General features: G+C 54.4%; 12 protein-coding genes and 2 pseudogenes. 2 read left to right on the top strand and 12 right to left on the bottom strand.

Translation table 11 applies throughout. The annotated features are described in order from the left end of the window. Positions 1–32: 32 nt before the first annotated feature. Positions 33–1,010 carry a TRAP transporter substrate-binding protein gene (locus tag KWG64_RS10290; RefSeq protein ID WP_218521839.1) on the bottom strand — a complete coding sequence of 326 codons (978 nt, stop codon included), beginning with the start codon at positions 1,008–1,010 and terminating at the stop codon, positions 33–35. Positions 1,011–1,535: 525 nt separating this feature from the next. Here KWG64_RS10290 and exbB point away from each other — a divergent pair. Together exbB and exbD are read left to right on the top strand one after the other, a co-directional pair. Further along, a complete protein-coding gene (exbB, locus tag KWG64_RS10285) occupies positions 1,536–2,462 on the top strand; it encodes a tol-pal system-associated acyl-CoA thioesterase (RefSeq protein ID WP_255562160.1) in 927 nt (308 codons plus the stop codon). Positions 2,463–2,471: 9 nt separating this feature from the next. Further along, complete coding sequence (exbD, locus tag KWG64_RS10280; RefSeq protein ID WP_104924428.1) at positions 2,472–2,903, top strand: TonB system transport protein ExbD; 432 nt, start codon at positions 2,472–2,474, stop codon at positions 2,901–2,903. A gap of 150 nt (positions 2,904–3,053) precedes the next feature. On the opposite strand, the gene KWG64_RS25665 is transcribed toward exbD, so the two are convergent. From KWG64_RS25665 to mreB, 11 genes and pseudogenes are all read right to left on the bottom strand, one after another. Beyond that, complete coding sequence (locus KWG64_RS25665) at positions 3,054–3,452, bottom strand: type IV secretion protein Rhs (protein ID WP_255562152.1); 399 nt, start codon at positions 3,450–3,452, stop codon at positions 3,054–3,056. A gap of 386 nt (positions 3,453–3,838) precedes the next feature. Further along, on the bottom strand, positions 3,839–5,803 hold the full coding sequence (locus KWG64_RS25885; protein ID WP_370628646.1) for an RHS repeat-associated core domain-containing protein: 1,965 nt from the start codon (positions 5,801–5,803) through the stop codon (positions 3,839–3,841). Positions 5,804–5,805: 2 nt separating this feature from the next. Then, positions 5,806–6,330 (bottom strand): annotated as a pseudogene (locus KWG64_RS25880) (type IV secretion protein Rhs); the annotation flags it as partial. A 105-nt stretch (positions 6,331–6,435) separates the two neighbouring features. Continuing rightward, a pseudogene (locus tag KWG64_RS25875) lies at positions 6,436–7,533 on the bottom strand (DUF6531 domain-containing protein); the annotation flags it as partial. A gap of 249 nt (positions 7,534–7,782) precedes the next feature. Then, a complete protein-coding gene (gene tldD, locus KWG64_RS10265; RefSeq protein WP_165061332.1) occupies positions 7,783–9,228 on the bottom strand; it encodes a metalloprotease TldD in 1,446 nt (481 codons plus the stop codon). Positions 9,229–9,367: 139 nt separating this feature from the next. After that, positions 9,368–13,195, bottom strand: coding sequence for an AsmA2 domain-containing protein YhdP (gene yhdP, locus KWG64_RS10260; RefSeq protein ID WP_218521837.1), 3,828 nt, complete (start codon positions 13,193–13,195; stop codon positions 9,368–9,370). Positions 13,196–13,293: 98 nt separating this feature from the next. Beyond that, positions 13,294–14,763 (bottom strand): ribonuclease G, encoded by a 1,470-nt coding sequence (gene rng / locus KWG64_RS10255; RefSeq protein ID WP_013577287.1) that lies wholly within the window; start codon positions 14,761–14,763, stop codon positions 13,294–13,296. Beyond that, positions 14,753–15,346, bottom strand: a complete 594-nt coding sequence (locus KWG64_RS10250; protein WP_218521836.1) for a nucleoside triphosphate pyrophosphatase — start codon at positions 15,344–15,346, stop codon at positions 14,753–14,755. Before KWG64_RS10250 ends, rng begins: the two co-directional genes overlap by 11 nt. A gap of 7 nt (positions 15,347–15,353) precedes the next feature. Next, positions 15,354–15,842, bottom strand: a complete 489-nt coding sequence (gene mreD / locus KWG64_RS10245; RefSeq protein WP_218521835.1) for a rod shape-determining protein MreD — start codon at positions 15,840–15,842, stop codon at positions 15,354–15,356. Further along, positions 15,839–16,831 (bottom strand): rod shape-determining protein MreC, encoded by a 993-nt coding sequence (gene mreC / locus KWG64_RS10240; RefSeq protein ID WP_195816276.1) that lies wholly within the window; start codon positions 16,829–16,831, stop codon positions 15,839–15,841. Before mreC ends, mreD begins: the two co-directional genes overlap by 4 nt. A 256-nt stretch (positions 16,832–17,087) precedes the next feature. Next, the gene (gene mreB, locus KWG64_RS10235; RefSeq protein WP_013577291.1) at positions 17,088–18,131 is read right to left on the bottom strand and encodes a rod shape-determining protein MreB; all 1,044 of its coding nucleotides are present in this window, start codon (positions 18,129–18,131) and stop codon (positions 17,088–17,090) included. Positions 18,132–18,369 lie beyond the last annotated feature (238 nt).

The following is an 18,369-nucleotide window of genomic DNA, read 5'->3' as shown; positions in this document are numbered from 1 at the left end:
AAGAGGCAGCGGACGCTGCCCGGTTCAACGAATTACTGAACGTCAGCGATTTGCTGCATCAGTTCCTGATGGTCTTTACCGAATTCATCGCGCACGGATTGTGTGGCTTTCACGTAGGTGGACGGATCGATCTCCTGGAATTTCACGCCGCCCGCTTTCATCGTCGCCAGCGCTTTCTCGTTATAGGCTTTCCAGAGTTCGCGCTGCTCGTCCTGCGCTTCTTTGGCCAGTTTGAGGATCAGCTGCTGGTCTTCGGGTTTCAGCTTGTCCCACTTCACTTTTGAATACAGGAACAGCTCAGGAATGATGAAGTGGCGGCTGTAGGTGTAGTTTTTCACCACCGGCAGATAGTTGTGCGCGACAAACGTTGGCGGGTTGTTTTCCGTGCCGTCGATAACCCCGGTTTGCATCCCGCTGAACACCTCACTGACGCCCATCGCCACCGGGTTTGCGCCCATGGCTTTCAGCGTCGCCAGCGCAATCGGGCTGCCCTGAACGCGGATTTTCATGCCGTGCAAATCTTCCGGTTTCACCACCGGTTCTTTGGTGATCAGGTTTCGCGTTCCGCCGTCCATCCAGCCGAGAAACACCAGACGCGAGTTGGGATTGCTGGTGATCTTATCGCCGATGGATTTCCCAATCTGGCCGTCCAGCACCTTATGCATGTGGTCTTCATCGCGGAAAATATACGGCAGGGTGAAGACGTTGATTTCAGGGAGAATTGAGGCAACCGGCGTCATGGATACGCGGATGATATCCAGCGCGCCCAGCTGCGCCTGCTCGATTTCCTGTTTTTCATCGCCGAGCACGCCGCCGGGGAACGTTTTGATTTCCAGGCGCCCGTCGGTTTGTTGTTGCAGTTTTTCGCCCATGTGCTGAACGGCGACGACATTGGGATAGCCCTGCGGATGCACATCGGCGGCTTTCAGCGTTTGCGCGGCAAGAACAGGCGTAAATAACAGGGTGGCGGAACTCAGGCAAAGGCTGAGAAGTGCTTTCTGCATTTTCATCAGTTTGTCTCCAGGGTACTCGGTAAGGGAATGGAAAAATGACAGCAAAAGTGAACCGGTCTGACGCACGAGGTCGCGCCTGTTTTTTTATTAAAAAAGGGCAAATCACCTTGTAAATGAAACGGATAACAGCCGCGCCCTTTCAGGGTCTTCGTCTGTGGCAGGAACCTTATCCTATTTATAACTGTGCGGTATTTGAGCGTTATCACAATCTCGCAACAGATGTAAAATACTGTTACTTAATATTTAAAATATTGTTTTAACTTTAGTAATTGCGATTAGCTGATTGATTTACCGCGACATTTTTATGAAAAGTGTGACGGGGATTAAATTGTTCACGCTGTGTTCAAACGGGAAAAACCTTGTCATCCATCAAGGACTCTCGTGTCTTGAAGCGCGACAATGTAAATAATAATGAGAACGACTATCAATTAGGGCTTTTTCTTTGATATCATTCGGCGTTATTAATTCCTTCTACACACTGATTCTGGCTGGAGGCGACGCGTGAAAACGGCTCGCAATAAGATGAAAGAGGCGACTTCACTCCTGATGTCGTTAATGTTGGTTGCTGGCTTAAGTGGCAACGCGATGGCAGCACCTGCGACGCCTGCGGCACAAGCCGTGACTTCTGCGGCGACTCAACCTGCAACGGCTGACACCCCGGCACCGGCTTCGGCTGATGCGACGCCTGCCCCGGTAATGCAGCCTGCACCGACCGAAGCAACGCCTGTCATTCCGACCGATTTGTCTGTATTAGGCATGTATCACCACGCTGACGTGGTGGTGAAAACTGTGATGATTGGCCTGCTGCTGGCTTCCGTCGTCACCTGGGCGCTGTTGTTTAGCAAAGGCGCTGAAGTCTTCAGCGGTAAACGCCGCATGCGTCGCGAATTTGATGCGCTGTCTTCCGTACGTACGCTGGATGAAGCCGCTGAGCAGGCTGAAAGCTTTGCCGCCAGCAGCATCAGCGCGCAGATGATTCGCGATGCGCAGAACGAACTCGAGCTTTCCGCCGGTTCAGCTGACAACAACGGCATCAAAGAACGTACCGGTTTCCGCCTTGAGCGCCGCGTCGGTGCCGCTGGCCGTTATATGGGCCGTGGCAACGGCATACTCGCGACCATCGGGGCCATCTCCCCGTTCGTCGGCCTGTTCGGGACGGTCTGGGGCATCATGAACAGCTTCATCGGCATCGCGCAGACGCAGACCACCAACCTTGCAGTCGTCGCACCGGGTATCGCTGAAGCCTTGCTGGCAACGGCTGTCGGCCTGATTGCTGCGATCCCCGCCGTGGTTATTTACAACATTTTCGCCCGTACCATTACCTCTTACCGTCATCAGGTAGGCGATGTGGCGGCGCAGGTTATCCTGTTACAGGGCCGTGATCTGGACCTGGCTGCCAGCGAAGGCGATGCGCCACGCGGTCAGACGGGTCAGTTACGCGTAGGGTAAGAACAGATTATGGCTATTCGGTTAAACGACGATATCGACGAAAGCGGTGAAATGCATGACATCAACGTCACGCCTTTTATCGACGTCATGCTGGTGTTACTGATTATCTTCATGGTGGCAGCGCCGCTGGCCACCGTCGATGTGCGGGTAGACTTACCGGCCTCGACGGCAAAAGCGCAGCCACGTCCTGAGAAGCCGATCTTCCTGACGGTGAAATCTGACAAGCAGCTGTTCCTCGGCGATAACCCGGTAAACAGCGACAACCTGACGGCGATGCTCGACCAGCGCACGCAGGGCAACAAGCAGAGTACGATTTTCTTCCGTGCGGATAAGACGGTGGATTACGAAACACTGATGAGCGTAATGGATAACCTGCGCAAAGCCGGTTACCTGAAAGTCGGTCTGGTCGGTGCAGAACAGACCGGTGCTGCGGCGAAATAAATCCTGACGCCTCAGACGCACAAAAACAGAAAAGGCCAGCATATGCTGGCCTTTTGCTTTCCCGAAACCCTAAAACTCAGGTCACCGGTGCCGGGTTGAATACGGCGAGGGCAAGAGTCGCTGTAGCTTCAGCATCATCTGAAAATTAGCCTAATTGATGGAGGTGTAGTTATATCCTTTTAGTTTCAATTCACCATCTACTATAATGAACAAAAATGTTTCATTTACGTTTCTCTTCGAAAACTCAGAGGTATAAATCAATAGCACTTCGTTATCAGCTATTAGATGATAAATTTTCTTTTTAGAGATGAGTGTGTTTTTTTTGAAAACACCTAAGTCTTTATCCTTAGCCTCTGTTAATAATTTAATAAATCCTTCTTCTGAAATAGACTTCCTCAGAATTTCTGATGAGTCTACGTATATATTTGAGTATTTGTTTTCTTGATACATCTGATGAAAAGTATCAACATTATTTTGTGCTGCATCTATATCAATCGGACTGCAGGCGCAGAGTATTATTGCAACTATTACAATATAAATAAAACGCATAAATTCACCAGTTAGTTAACAACACATATTTGTGCAGTACCGCATATTAGTGTGTCTCCAAAGAGATTTATTCTAGTTTTTCTCACTGTTAAATATACCTTTTGGGGAATGTGCACCCTTTGCTTTCAGCCCAAAAGCTAATACCAATAACAATAAGCCCCAACAACGCGCCCCCATATATGCAAAGTAGCATTAAGATGGAAAATGCTTTATCTTTAAAAGAAAATACATATCCATACATTTCAAACATACCATCTACAGAATTGAAATTTATGTTGTTTTTTTTGCAAAATCTCCATCCTGAAAAAATGGCTATCGAGATAATTGCCACTGCAAAAAAGAAAAAAGAAATTCTGAGTATCTTTATACCTTCGCACATATAAACCTCAATAATTTATCGGTCCCGATACACTTGGTGTATATGGGATATTTATTTCAGGGCCAGCGCCAGCACCAAAACCAATGTATATTTCTGGCCACGTTGATGTTTGCACTGCTTCAATACTAAATTCCCCCAACCCCAGCGCAAACCCAGCGCCTACTTTTAAGTCCTTAGCGTCAGGGTCTCTAAACTTTAATCCACATGTTGCCGATGCTCTTAGGCCAACAGCTGCTATTGGTACACTCCATAAAGCAGAGGCACCTGATTTTTCATTAAGTGACGCAGTAGCTGACAAACCTGTACCCACTGCAACAGTTCCAGTAACTCGACATTCTCCCGTTGCAATTGGGCTGGTTGGAGCTGGTGCCATCGCAGTAGTAATATCTTCTGAAGATGCGCCATTTTGTGTCATTGATATACCTAACGAACCCTTTTCGCTAATTCCTGGCATATTTACCATCGAGCCCACACCATTCAGCCCTCGAGGGTCGAAGTATCGCCCTGGCTTGCTATAAACATACGCGTATAAATTCCACCCCCCTCTCAACCCAATCGGATCCTGCGTAATATATCGTCCCAGCGCCGGGTCATAATAACGGTGGCGGTTATAATGCAGCCCTGATTCCTCGTCGTCATGCTGGCCCTGCATTTTAATTGGCTGCCGCAGTTTGTACGGATTGAAAATATCTACCGCGTTGCCCCAGACGTCTGAAATCGCGTCCCATTCTACCTTGCCGGTTTTGTGATTAATCAGCGCCACCGGCGTGCCGAGGTGGTCGCAGTGGTACAGGTGCAGTTTGAGTTCACCGGCGTCCGGCAGCGGTTCGAGCCACGGCGCGAGGTTTTCGGTTTTCAGGCCCACGGAGTCCAGCCACTGCAGGTGCGCGTCGCTGACGTCGTTACGGCGGATTTCCTTTTCGATGTCGTTAAAGCGCTGATGAATGTCGGCGGGGAACGGGCTGCCGGCGTCTTCCTCGAGCTTTTCCGCCAGCGTGCGGTGGCTGTCTTCCATCCGCGCGTGCTCCGCGCGCAGCAGCGGGACAAAGCTGCCCGGGTGATAAACCGTGTGCAGCTGGGTGTCGCGGTTTTCAGTCAGCACCAGCCGGTCGCCGTCCCAGCCAAACCAGGTATTCTGCGTTTGCGTTTCGCCGGATTGCGGGTTTATCTGGCTGACGTGTTTGCCCACCCGCCGCCCGAGCGGGTCGTAGATATAGCGCGCCCGCGTCAGCGTCTGGCCGTCCTCTTCCGTCATCAGGCGCGTCAGGCGGTGCGCCTGGTCGTAAGCCATGTGGGTAACCGCTCCGCCGCCGTGCGGGGTGTGCATCCGGCCCGCGTGGAACGGACGTTTTTCGGTCATGTTGCCGAATTTATCGTATTCATAAAGGTAACATTCATCGCGCTGCACGCGGTTGTGGTACCAGACCGGCCGCGCATCTTCCGGCGGAACGTTCAGGTCGTGGTGCGTGACGTTGCGGTTGCCGGCGGGGTCGGTCAGGGTGGCGAGAAAGCCCTCCGGGGAGCTGACGCTTTGCAGGCGTCCGGCTGGCGTATAAGCGTAGTGATGGTCGCCAAGCCCGGTGGTCATCTTCGTCATCTGCCCGGCGTCGTTGTAGTCGTAGCGGCGCATCAGGTTCGGGTGCCCGACGTCCGGCGTTTGCTGGGCGGCGAGCTGCCCGGTCAGCGAATAGGCGTTTTCGCTCTGCCAGTTCTGGCTGAACCGGCGGATGGTTTCGCGGTGCAAACGGTCGCGGCCGAGTTCGAGCACCACGTCGTGCCCGAGCTTCACGCCCAGCAGGTGGCCGGGGCCGTAGGTCTGCCAGTGGATTTCCGGCAGGCCGTCGTAACGGGCCGAGACCTCAAAACCGCGCGGGTCGAACTGGTGGCGGACGGTGTGCTGCCACAGTAAGTCTGCGTGGACTGCGTGCCGTCCGGGCGGGTGACGGTGATGACGTCGCCCGCGGCGTTGTATTCCCAAAGCGTTTTGGCTCCACTGGCATCTTCCCGCGCAATCATTCGCCCGCGCACGTCGTACGCTAAACGGCTTTTCATCCCTTCTTCGTGCAGGATTTCAACCGGCTGCCCGTCGCGGTTGTAGCGGTATGACGTCTTAAACCCGGAGCAGTCGGTAAAACTCTCCAGCAAGCCGGCCGCGTTCCATTCCAGCGTCTGCCGTCCGCCTGCCGCGTCTTCGGTAGCGCACGGCTGCGCGCTCTTATCGTCCGCGTAGTGATAGCGGCGGGTCTGGTTCATGGCATCGGTCTCAGCCGTCAGGCGCCCCAAAATATCGTAGGTTTTCTCTACGCGGCGTCCGTCGGGCGCGGTGGCCGAAATCAGCTGCCCGGCGCGGTTATAGCTGAACCGGCTGCGCTTTTCGCCGCCGGGGTGGACGATTTCGGTCAGGTCGCCGCTGGCCGGATTGAGATGAAATTCGGTGGGGCGCCCGGCGGCATCGGTCTGCGATATTAACCCGCCACGGCTGTCGAAGGCGCTTTGCACACAACTGCCGTCGGCGTTGTCGAGCCTGACCACGCGGCGCAACCCCTTCTCGCCCTCAAAATGATACACGCGCAGCCGCCCGAGGCTGTCGGTGACGCGGGTCTGATTTTTACTGTATTCAAACTGGTAGCTCAGGCCGCCCGGGTTGACCTGCGAAATGACCYTGCCGGAYGCRTCGTAMACGTAGCGCGTGGCCGGRCGTCCGGCGTAGCGGTGCGCGACCATCAGGCCGGTGCCGGCAGGTTCCGGATGCCAGTCAAACTGGCGGACAATTTCACCGGCGCGGTCGTACACGGTTTTCAGCTCGCCGCGCGGGGTGTAGTCATAGCGGGCCAGCGGTTTTGACGGCAAATCMGGAAACGCCGCATCCTTCGTCAGCCAGACGGCGGAMAGSCGCACGCCACARTCAGAACCCCAGCCGGTATTCAGGGCGGGTTTGAAAYCCGGCAGCGTGACTAATTCAAGGCGRAAACGYCGCCCGCAGCTGTCGGTGACGCCGGTGATCTGCCCGGCGAATTCGCCTTCTGCGTCGCGGTGATAGTTAAGCTGATTGCCGAAACGGTCGGACAAACCCAAAAGCACGCGGGACGACGGCAACGGGCGCGGCAGCACGTCTTCAGCGGTTGCGGGTAACTGCACGCAGCCCAAAATCCACCAGGGGCCGGTGGCGTCATTGGCCACAAAATAATAATGCGGGCTGTTGCGCAGTGCTTCCGGCAGGGCCTGCCAGAGCGGACTGAGCGGATGGTTTTCAGGTTGTTTATCGGTGCCGCCGCGCGCCAGCCAGAGTTTTTCGCTGTGGCTGAAGGCAATCTGGCCGGGCGGAAGCAGGTGGAAATGAATGCTGCGCCCGGCATTRTCGTTAAGGATAAGTTCGTCWGCACGGATTTGCAGGCGGATATCCGCNGCCGCCGACCAGCCGGGGCCGAACATCCCGACCGGCGCGGGCGTATCCGTTTTATAGCTGCTGTAAGAACGCGAAAGTACAAAAGGCAAAGAAGCGGGCAGCGCGATATCGGTCTCGCCTGACTGAACTTTGGCGCCGAGCGAGGGGTTTACGGGGTTGCCGACCAGCACGCCGCCGGGGCAGACGGAACATGCCACGCCGGTAGGCGCACCAATCATTACGCCCAGCGAGCCCTGCACAACCGGGCCGCCAATGGCGGTCATATCATGCTGACGTGCAGCGGGAAATCCGGGCATGGGTAAAGTCCTTTTAGGGAAAGCGTCCGTGGAATAATTGATTTGAAGATGGGGTATTTATTGTTTTATTCATCAAATAAATACAACAAAATCAAAATGATGACAGAAGCTAAACCTTAAAAGGAGTGCGCGTTGTGAGGCGGTTCACAGGTATGAGGAATGCAGAATAAGTGAAGGAGAGCAGACAAAAAAATCCCCGGCACTTTGACCGGGGTAGATTAAATGGAGCACGAATGTATGGGGAAGGTATTAAGCCGTACCGCCCACCGTCAGATTGTCCAGTTTCAGGGTTGGCTGGCCGACGCCGACCGGAAGGCTCTGGCCTTCTTTACCGCACACGCCCACGCCTTTATCGATGGCCAGATCGTTACCGACCATGGAAATCTGCTGCATCGCTTCGATGCCGGAACCAATCAGCGTTGCGCCTTTCACCGGTTTGGTGATGCGGCCTTTTTCAATCAGATAGGCTTCAGAGGTGGAGAACACGAATTTGCCGGAGGTGATATCGACCTGACCGCCGCCGAAATTCGGTGCGTACAAGCCGTATTCCACGCTGCTGATAATATCTTCCGGGGTCGATTTCCCGGCCAGCATGTAGGTGTTGGTCATGCGCGGCATTGGCAGGTGCGCATAGGATTCGCGACGGCCATTACCGGTTGGCGCAACGCCCATCAGACGCGCGTTCAGTTTGTCCTGCATGTACCCTTTCAGCACGCCGTTTTCGATAAGCACGTTGTATTGCCCCGGCACGCCTTCATCGTCGATGGCCAGCGAGCCGCGCAGGCCTGGCATTGTGCCGTCATCAACAACCGTACACAGCTCAGAGGCCACGAGTTTACCCATCTGGCCACTGAAGACTGACGTCCCGCGACGGTTGAAATCGCCTTCGAGGCCATGCCCGACCGCTTCGTGCAACAGCACACCCGGCCAGCCCGCGCCGAGTACCACAGGCATGCCGCCCGCAGGTGCCGCAACGGCGGTCAGGTTCAGCAACGCCATACGCACTGCGTCACGCGCAAAAGCTTCTGCGCGCACTTCACCGTTGACGGTTTCGAGGAAATAATCATAACCGACGCGGCCACCGCCGCCGCTTGAACCACGCTCGCGACGACCGTCCTGCTCGACCAGCACGCTGACAGACAAGCGCACCAGCGGACGGATATCTGCCGCCAGCGTGCCATCGGTTGCGGCGACCAGTACGGTTTCGTAGACACCGGTAATGCTGGCGCTGACTTCCTGAACACGTTTATCGGCAGCGCGGGCAATTTTATCGACACGGTGCAGAAGCTCAATTTTCGCTTCACGCGGCAGGCTTTGCAGCGGATCCAGTGGCGTATAAAGGGATTTGTAAGCGATTTCGCCCAGCGTATGCGCTTTGCCATTTCCCTGCTCGCGGACGATGCTTCGCGCCGCCGTCGCGCTTTGATTCAGCGCGTTCAGCGTGATCTGATCAGCATAGGCAAAACCGGTTTTTTCACCACTGACTGCACGAACACCGACGCCCTGATCGATATTGTAAGAACCATCTTTGATGATGCTGTCTTCGATCACCCAGGCTTCGTGGAAGCTGGACTGGAAAAAGAGATCGGCATAATCGAGGCGACGTTCTGACAACTGGCCCAAAACGGAAAACAGATCCTGATGACTCAGATTATTGGCAGTTAGTAACTGCTCACTGACTAAGGCCAGACTCATAGATTCACTCTCTTTTAGACGAAAATCCGGCAGCGCTGACACTGAGATAATCAGTCAGCCTGCCGGACAATCCATTGTTACAAGGTTATTAACAGCCTAACACAGCCCGAACGAGCTTTCCTGCGCCGTCACGGAAACGTCACTGCGCGGTGGCCTCTTTTGGCGGTACAGCGGGTTTACGCAAAATTTCATTGATATGTGGTTCAGCAATCGTGCCGCTAATCTGGTAGCGGATCAGCGAGATTTTATTCCACAGCGGTGCCAGCACTTTACTGGCCGCAAAGACCGCCACGCCAACCACCGGGTTAATCACGAATGCCGTCGCCACGCCCACGGTGGCTGAAATTTCCGGTGCGATCACCGCTTCTAAATCCAGCTGCTGGTTCACGAAATTCACTTTACCTGTTATGGCGATATCCGCCGCCAGCCCGTCAACCAGCAGGTCATCGGTGTGCAGCGTGCCATCTTTAATCCACGCGGTGGATTTAATGGAATCAAAATAGAATCCCTGACCAAAGGTGTCGCTGAAATCCAGACGCAACTTGCGCAGCAGCGCGTCGAAGCTCACCAGACGAAGCAGCTGCCCGGCGCGACCGCCGCCGATGTCAGCAATTTCGCCTTTGCCCAGCTCGTTTTTCAGCGTGCCGTTCAGCGTGCTGATATCCGGCTTCCACGGCACCGATTTCCAGTGGAGATCGAAGTTCACATTAAAAGGCGCGTCTTTGAGCGGCGTAGTCACGCCAAAGAAGGACATCGCCTGTTCGATATTTTTGCCCGACAGTTTTCCTTTCAGGCCGGTATTTTCGCCCTGTTCGTCCTGCTTCCAGTCGCCCTGCACGTCCAGTTTCGCCACGCCGGTATCAATCAGGCCATTACGCAGCATCAGCAAATTGCCCTGCGGCGTCAGGTCAGCATTCACCTTGCGGAAGTTCTGCCCGAGGAACCAGCACGCTTCGCACCGGAGCTGCAATGCAGGCCAGTTCGCGAAAGAAATCTTACTCGTAGCAAACGGGTTCCCGCCCGGCTGGCCGCTGCTGGCCACGTCGTCCACGGTCCACTGCGGGTTGAAATACAGATAATGCAGATTCGCCAGCCACGGACCGTTGTCATTCATGTTCAGCGTGCCGTCGATTTCTTTACCTTTGGCGGTCACTTCCATGCCCTGATGGCTCTGAACCGACTGAATCGTCAGGTCATTCCAGACCTGCCCGCCCAGCGTCAGCGCCGGTGTGGTCAGGATAATCTGGTGCGGGAAACTGAAACCGGACAGTTTAGTACTGGCGCTTTGCGTCGCTTTGTCCGGCGACAACAGACCAAGCCAGTTTTCGCCATCCAGCGGTGGCAGATGCAGCGTCAGGCTGCTGTCATCCGGCAACGGCGGCGTTTTTTTGGTGTTTTCCTGCCACGAGGCGCGGTCCAGTTTCAGCTGTTTGCCCAGCAACCAGCGGCTGTTGAAATGGTTTTTACCCGCCAGCACACCTTCCAGATTAAAGCTGTGCAAATCCCCTTTGACGTTCACCACCAGCGGCATCGAATGACCCGGCTTTTTGTTCAGCGGATCAGGTAAGTGACTGCTTACATCTTTCAGGTCGGCATTCACGTCTACGGTATACGTCGGCGTACCTTTATGCGGAAGGGTAATATTGACGTTGCCTTTCCACGGCGTACCCCCGGAAATTTTGCTGGCTGCCGCGGCAGGCATGCCCGGAATTTTTGACAACTGCCAGTTAGCATCCAGACCGACCTGCACTTTGAAATCGTCCGGCAGTTCCTGCGTGCTGAACATCACGTTGATTGGTTGCCCGAACCAGTTACCGGTTAACTGATTGCTTTGAAGATTACCGTTGTCATAGCTGAACTGGCCGCTGAGATGGCTGATTTTGCTGTCCAGCGGTTTGATAAACAGGCTGTTGTCATTAAGCGTTACGCCACCGGATGCGCGCACCAGTTCCCCGTCCAGCGGGATATCCAGATGTAAGCGGCCATTCACTTCTCCGCCAATCTGGAGTTCCTGCAATGCAGAACCCAGCGTGTCGTGAAGCGGCGTATCCATGAAGTAATCGCCGATATCTTTACCCTGCCCGCGCAGGTCAGAATCGATGAACAGTTTTTCTTTCAGATAATCCGGAATATTGGCCACGACGTTGTTGCCATCGACATTGCCCAGTTTGGTGTGCGCGGCTTTCATAAACAGGCCGTCATTCAGGAAGTCGAGGTCAATATCCAGATCGGTCAGCGCAGGCCATTCCGGCTGGAACTGGAAGGTCGAATGGCGCAGCGGAACCCAAACCTGGAACTGCCCTTCGTTCTTTTTAAACGGGAAATCATGCGGATTGCCGTTAAAGGTCAGCGTCGCGTTATCCACTTGCCCGGCCTGAATCGCCCCACTCAGGTAATCCACCAGATGTTTGCCCATCAGCGGCTCAGGGAAATAGCGCCAGGCCTGACCGGCGTCATACAGGCGGATACCGGCCAGAATGTTCAGCCACGGCTGGCCTTCGGCAGGCTGCTGATAGCTGAAGTCACCTTTCGCCCACAGCGCGTTGGCTTTGACATCTACGTCTTTGCCCGACAGCGTCCAGCCGTCTTTGCCACTGGTCCAGCTGAACGTACCGGTTGCCGCGCTCACGTCCAGCGGGGCGCGGAACATTTCACCATATGGCAACAGGCTGTCCTGCAAATTAACGCTCAGTTGCCCGCCCGACACGCTGCCTTTCAGGCTGCCTTTAAAGTGGTTAATACCGGGCAGAAGTTCCCAGCGCTGCCAGCTGACATCATTCCAACTGGCATCAAAACGGGTCTGATCCGGCTGTTTAAGCGGGATATCCAGCGCAAGGCGATCGACATTCCCGGCCGGTTTCAGATCCTGCCAGCGCTCCAGCAGCGACGGCGTCAGGAAGGAAAACGTCGGGATAATCGGCCCTAAACGTTCGAGTTGCAGATTTGTACCGCGGATACGTAATTCTTCGCCCTGCGTGGGACCGAGGAAATCATTATTTTCAGGCAGATACAGCGCTTCGAGACGCCCTTTCGGCCACTCTACGCCGTCGGTTTTCAGGTTCAGCTGCTGCGTGCCAACCTGCCAGCCATTGCCCTGACGACTGCCGTGCAGAGCCAGGTTATCGACGTCCAGACGGTGTTCATCTGCGCCCGTTTTCCAGGTCGCCGAGCCGTTTTTCAGCAGCGCATCGCCTGCGTAAATATCGCCGTTGCGCACCGTCAGCCAGGCCGCGAGGCTGAAATTGGCATTTTCTAAACCAGTATTGCTGCGCAGCCAGCGGCTGAACCACGGCTTCATGTCAATGTCGTCGGCCTGCAAATAGATTTTGCCGTTATTGAGCAGACCATTGTTATCGTTCAGATCCATACGCACCTGCACAATACCGTGCTGCCCGTTGAAGCTGGATAAACTCAGCTGCCCTTCGGCGCGGTGGCGGTTGTGCGTGTTCAGCCAGGTCAGTTGCGGAATATCAAATTCAGCACGCGGGCCGGAAGGCGTCAGAAAAGAAATACGGCTGTTACGCAGATCGAAATGGTCGACCTGCCTGAGGAAGATGTCGCTGATGCGGTTTGGCTGAATGCCGTTACCTTTATTGGTATCGCCGCCCAGCGTGCTGTTCAGATCCAGCTGCAAATTATAGAAAGTGAGATCGCGGAACTGCCAGCGGAAATGGAGAAGGGATTGCCAGACGTCGAGCGCCATCGTGATGCGCTGAACCTGCCAGTCCGAATCCGGCAGGGTCACATGCAGACCACGGATTTCCATGACAGGGCCAAAAGTTTGCCAGCTGGCGCTGATCTGCGACAACTCGATCGGCACGCCCGTAACGGATTCTACTTTGCTGACCAGTTGTGTCTGAAAGCGGGTGAGCTGAGGCAATGCCAGACGCAAGCCACTGATCACCAAAGCCACTATCACGACAAGGGTAGCGCTGGTCGTTAATAAAATACCGGGCAGTCGCCTCAAACTTCTCTCCTTGTTTCCCATTCCATACGGGTTTTCACCCGTACAGACGGCAATGGAAACCTTTAACTTCTTGATGTTGCTGGCTTGGGGCCATCAAATCACATCATCACCACGTCAAACTGCTCCTGACTGTAGAGCGGTTCAATCTGCACTTTGACCTGCTTCCCGACGAAGATTTCCACTTCGGCCAGCGCATGGGATTCTTCGCCTTTCAGCGCTTCACCCACGGCCGCAGACGCGTAAACCAGGAAACGGTCAGAATCGTAGGCGTGATGCACGCGCACGATTTCACGCAGAATTTCATAGCACACCGTTTCGACCGTTTTCACCGTGCCACGCGCGTGACAGGTCGGGCAATCGCTGCACAGTACGTGCTCGACGCTTTCGCGGGTACGTTTTCGGGTCATTTCAACCAGACCGAGCGCGGAGAAACCGTGGATACCAGTTTTGACGCGGTCTTTGGATAATGCCTGCTCGAGGCTGTGCAAAACGCGACGCCGGTGATCTTCATTCGACATATCAATGAAGTCGATGATGATAATCCCACCAAGATTGCGCAACCGGAGCTGCCGGGCAATGGCCTGAGTCGCTTCGGTGTTGGTGTTGAAGATGGTGTCTTCCAGATTACGATGGCCGACAAACGCACCGGTGTTGATGTCTACGGTGGTCATGGCTTCGGTCTGATCGATGATCAGATAACCGCCAGATTTCAGCTCAACCTTGCGCTCGAGCGCACGCTGGATTTCATTTTCCACATCAAACAGGTCGAAAATCGGCTGTTTGCCGCTGTAATGCTCCAGCTTGCTGGTCATCTCCGGCATGTATTCGCTGGTAAACTCCACCAGCAATTCATAGGTCAGACGGGAGTCAACGCGGATCCTGTCCAGCGCTTCGCCGGCAAAATCACGCAGCACGCGGTGCGCCAGCGCCAGTTCGCCATACAGCTTGCACTTGGTTTTGTTACGACGCTTGCGTTCCATGACTTTGGTCCACAGGCGTTTTAAATACGCAGCATCCTGCTTAAGCTCTTCTTCGCCCACGCCTTCGGCCGCGGTACGAATAATATAGCCGCCGTGTTCGTCACAATATTCTGAAACGATGCGTTTGAGGCGGTCGCGTTCAGCTTCGCTTTCGATGCGCTGGGAGACACCAACGTGCGACGCTCCCGGCATAAACACCAGATAACGGGATGGCAACGTGATGTCGGTCGTCAGGCGCGCGCCTTTTGTGCCCAGCGGATCTTTCACCACCTGAACCATCAGATCCTGGCCCTGATGCACCAGCTCTGCGATGTCGCGCACATGGAAATTTTTCTGCTCATCGCGCGCCACACATTCGGTGTGAGGCATGATGTCTGAAGCGTGCAAAAACGCTGCTTTTTCAAGGCCGATATCCACAAATGCTGCCTGCATCCCAGGCAATACACGGCTGATACGTCCTTTATAAATGTTGCCGGCAATCCCGCGCTTGGTCTCACGCTCGATATGGATTTCCTGCAGAATGCCACCGTCAATGTAGGCCACGCGGGTCTCAGACGGGGTGACATTGACCAGTAATTCAGCTGTCATGCTTTCTCCTAAGCTCGCGTAAGGCAGAAAATTCATTTAGCAGTTCCTGAGTTTCCACCAGAGGAAGACCCACAACTGCATAGTAACTGCCGCGAATTTCACGGACGAAACAACCGCCCTTTCCCTGAATACCATAAGCGCCCGCTTTATCCATGGGCTCACCGCTCAGAATATAATGTGCAATGTCGTCGGAGGATAGTGAACGGAAGGTGACATCGGTCACAACCAGCGTACTGAGGCAATCCCGACGATCCGCAAAGGCGATGGCGGTCATCACCTGATGCTGTTTTCCGGACAATGCCTTAAGCATAACAGCGGCTTGCGCTTCGTCACGTGGCTTTTCCAACACTTTACCGTCAAGAACCACAATCGTATCGGCACCCAGCACCGGCAAATCTTCTGCTGCGACCGCCACGCCTGCCCTCGCTTTATCTTGCGCGAGCCGTAAAACGTAATCCTGCGGAGCTTCGTCAGGCTGACGCTCTTCTGCCACTTCAGTCACCAGGCGCTCAAAAGAAAGGTCGAGCATGGCCAGTAATTCACGGCGGCGCGGTGATCCGGAAGCGAGATAAAGTGCGGTCATAACATCCTCATTGCACAGCAAACTGACGACGAATTTTACGCATCAGCAGGAACAGCCAGGGCCACAGAACGCCATCAACCACACTACTCCAGAAGACTTCCGGCCGGAATGAAACATTCACAACCAGGAATTCCCCCCAGAACACCATGACGTCCACGGCCAGCGAAAGCACCATGACAATCAGAGCTTGCTGCCAGAGTGCCAGGTTACGGAATAACTGGAATTTAAAGGCGACCAGATAAGCAGTAATCGCAAATGCCAGTGCGCGGATCCCCAGCGTTGAGCCGAGGACTAAATCCATGATGAAGCCGACAACAAAACCGGTACCCACATTGACGCGGTGCGGCAAGGCCATCACCCAATAAATCAGGATCAGCATCAGCCATGAAGGCCTGAACATGTAAATCTGCTCAGGCCATGGCATCACTTGCAGCAACATGGCTATCAGGAAGGATAGCCAAATAATCCAGCGTCCGTGGCTCCGGTAACTGTTCATTGCGTGGCTCCCTGTACGGGCGCCGTCACCGTGCCTGTGGCGGGAGCGGGAACAGGTGCCGGAGGGCCCATATCACCCGGTGGCGGCAGAACCTGAGGCATCATTTGCATCAGACGCTCATTGGCGACACGATGCACTTCGTCCGGCGGAAGCGGATGCTCGCCATTACGGTCAGAGCCCCACAACAACAGAAGATAGCGCAGACGTTGCAGACCGGCTGTAGGACGAGCCTGAATCACGGTGTACGCGCGCTGGTTATCCACTTTGACAGAAGACACCACGCCCACCGGATAACCTTCAGGGAAACGCCCACCCAACCCGGAAGTCACCAGCACATCGCCAACACGAATATCGGTATTGCTTGGAAGATGCTCGAGTTGAAGGTCGTCAGCACAACCGCTGCCCGCCGCAATCACGCGGATATCGTTACGCAACACCTGAATCGGCAACGCATGGGAAGCATCGCAAATCAGCAGAACGCGGCTGGTCAGTGCGGCAACGGCCACAACCTGGCCGACTACGCCTTTATCGCTGATCACCGGCTGACCGATGTAAACGCCGTTGTTGCTGCCTTTATCAATGACAACCTGATCGCTGTACGGATCATTACTGGTAGAAAGTACCTGCGTCACCATTTTGTGCTCGTCCTGACGCAGTGGTGAGCCCAGCAATTCACGTAAACGGGCGTTTTCTTGTTTGTACTGGCCGAGCAACATCAGATCGCTATTTTTCAACAGCAATTCCTGACGCAGTGCGCGGTTTTCCAATTCAAGCTGGCCACGTGTCGCAAAAGTCGAGGAAACCTGATCTAAAAATTCACGCGGGGCGTTAGATAGGAAATAGAAGGGACTTACGGCAGTATCCATATAGGTGCGGATTTTAACAAACGTACCTATTTTACTGTCGGCAACAATCAGGACAATGGCCGTAAGAATAGCCAAAAAAAGTCGCAGTTGCAGGGAAGGCCCCCTGCTAAAAATTGGCTTCATAAAATATGCGAGTTCCTCGGCAACAGAAGGTTTCAGCCAGTCGAAGTCAGTGCTTCATCTGACAGAAAAGGCGGCAATCTCATGGGATAGCCAAAAACACCGCCTGAACAATTAAGCTCAGACAGTGTTTGCGCGGATCCACATTGAACACTGCACACTTCACGTTGCAGGTTTTACCTGACGGACAACCACCTTCCCGGGCAGACTATTCCTGCTTACAACGGGTCTTGTTAAAAACAACAAGTCTTCGCTGAGATTACTCTTCGCTGAATAAGTCGCCGCCGTGCATGTCGATCATTTCCAGTGCTTTACCACCGCCGCGTGCTACGCAAGTCAGTGGATCTTCTGCGACAACCACCGGAATACCGGTTTCTTCCATCAGAAGGCGATCGAGGTTACGCAGTAATGCGCCACCACCGGTCAGCACCATGCCGCGCTCGGAAATGTCGGAAGCCAGTTCTGGCGGGCACTGTTCCAGTGCAACCATCACAGCGCTAACGATACCGGTCAGCGGCTCTTGCAACGCTTCCAGGATTTCATTGGAGTTCAGCGTGAAACCACGAGGAACACCTTCAGCCAGGTTACGGCCACGCACTTCAATTTCATGCACTTCATCGCCCGGATACGCGGAACCGATGCTGTGCTTAATGCGTTCTGCGGTGGCTTCGCCGATCAATGAACCATAATTACGACGAACGTAATTGATGATGGCTTCATCGAAGCGGTCGCCGCCGATACGGACAGAAGAAGAGTACACGACGCCGTTCAGGGAAATCACGGCAACTTCCGTTGTACCACCACCGATATCCACAACCATGGAACCGGTAGCTTCTGAAACTGGCAGACCTGCACCGATTGCCGCAGCCATCGGTTCTTCAATCAGGAACACTTCACGCGCACCTGCACCTTGTGCAGATTCACGGATAGCGCGGCGTTCAACCTGAGTTGCGCCGACAGGCACACACACCAGCACGCGAGGGCTTGGGCGCATGAAGCTGTTGCTATGAACTTGCTTGATGAAGTGTTGCAGCATTTTTTCAGTCACGAAGAAGTCAGCGATAACGCCATCTTTCATCGGACGAATAGCCGCGATATTGCCAGGAGTACGACCCAGCATCTGTTTTGCGTCGTGACCTACAGCAGCAACGCTTTTAGGTGAACCAGCACGATCCTGACGAATAGCCACAACAGATGGCTCATTCAGCACGATGCCTTGTCCTTTTACATAGATAAGGGTATTGGCGGTACCCAGGTCGATGGACAAGTCGTTGGAAAACATGCCACGAAATTTCTTAAACATAACGAAAGGATAATCCTGCAAGCTGGGGGCGGAAAATAAAATCCGCCTACTTTACCAACCACGCGAAGCAGCGACAAGGCGCAAAAACGTCCTGCTTCCGTGAAAATTGTCCGCGATGTCGCCATTCACTGGTTGTTACTTTTTGAGGCTGATGGCACTGCGAAATAATTCTGTATCGCAGGCTTGGTTTACCTCGGGCAGGCCCCCAGGCGAAGTAGCAACACCGCACATAAATTCT

Source organism: Rahnella sp. PD12R, from assembly GCF_019200965.1.
Classification (GTDB): Bacteria; Pseudomonadota; Gammaproteobacteria; order Enterobacterales; family Enterobacteriaceae; genus Rahnella; species Rahnella laticis.
This window is presented reverse-complemented; position numbering and strand designations above follow the sequence as displayed.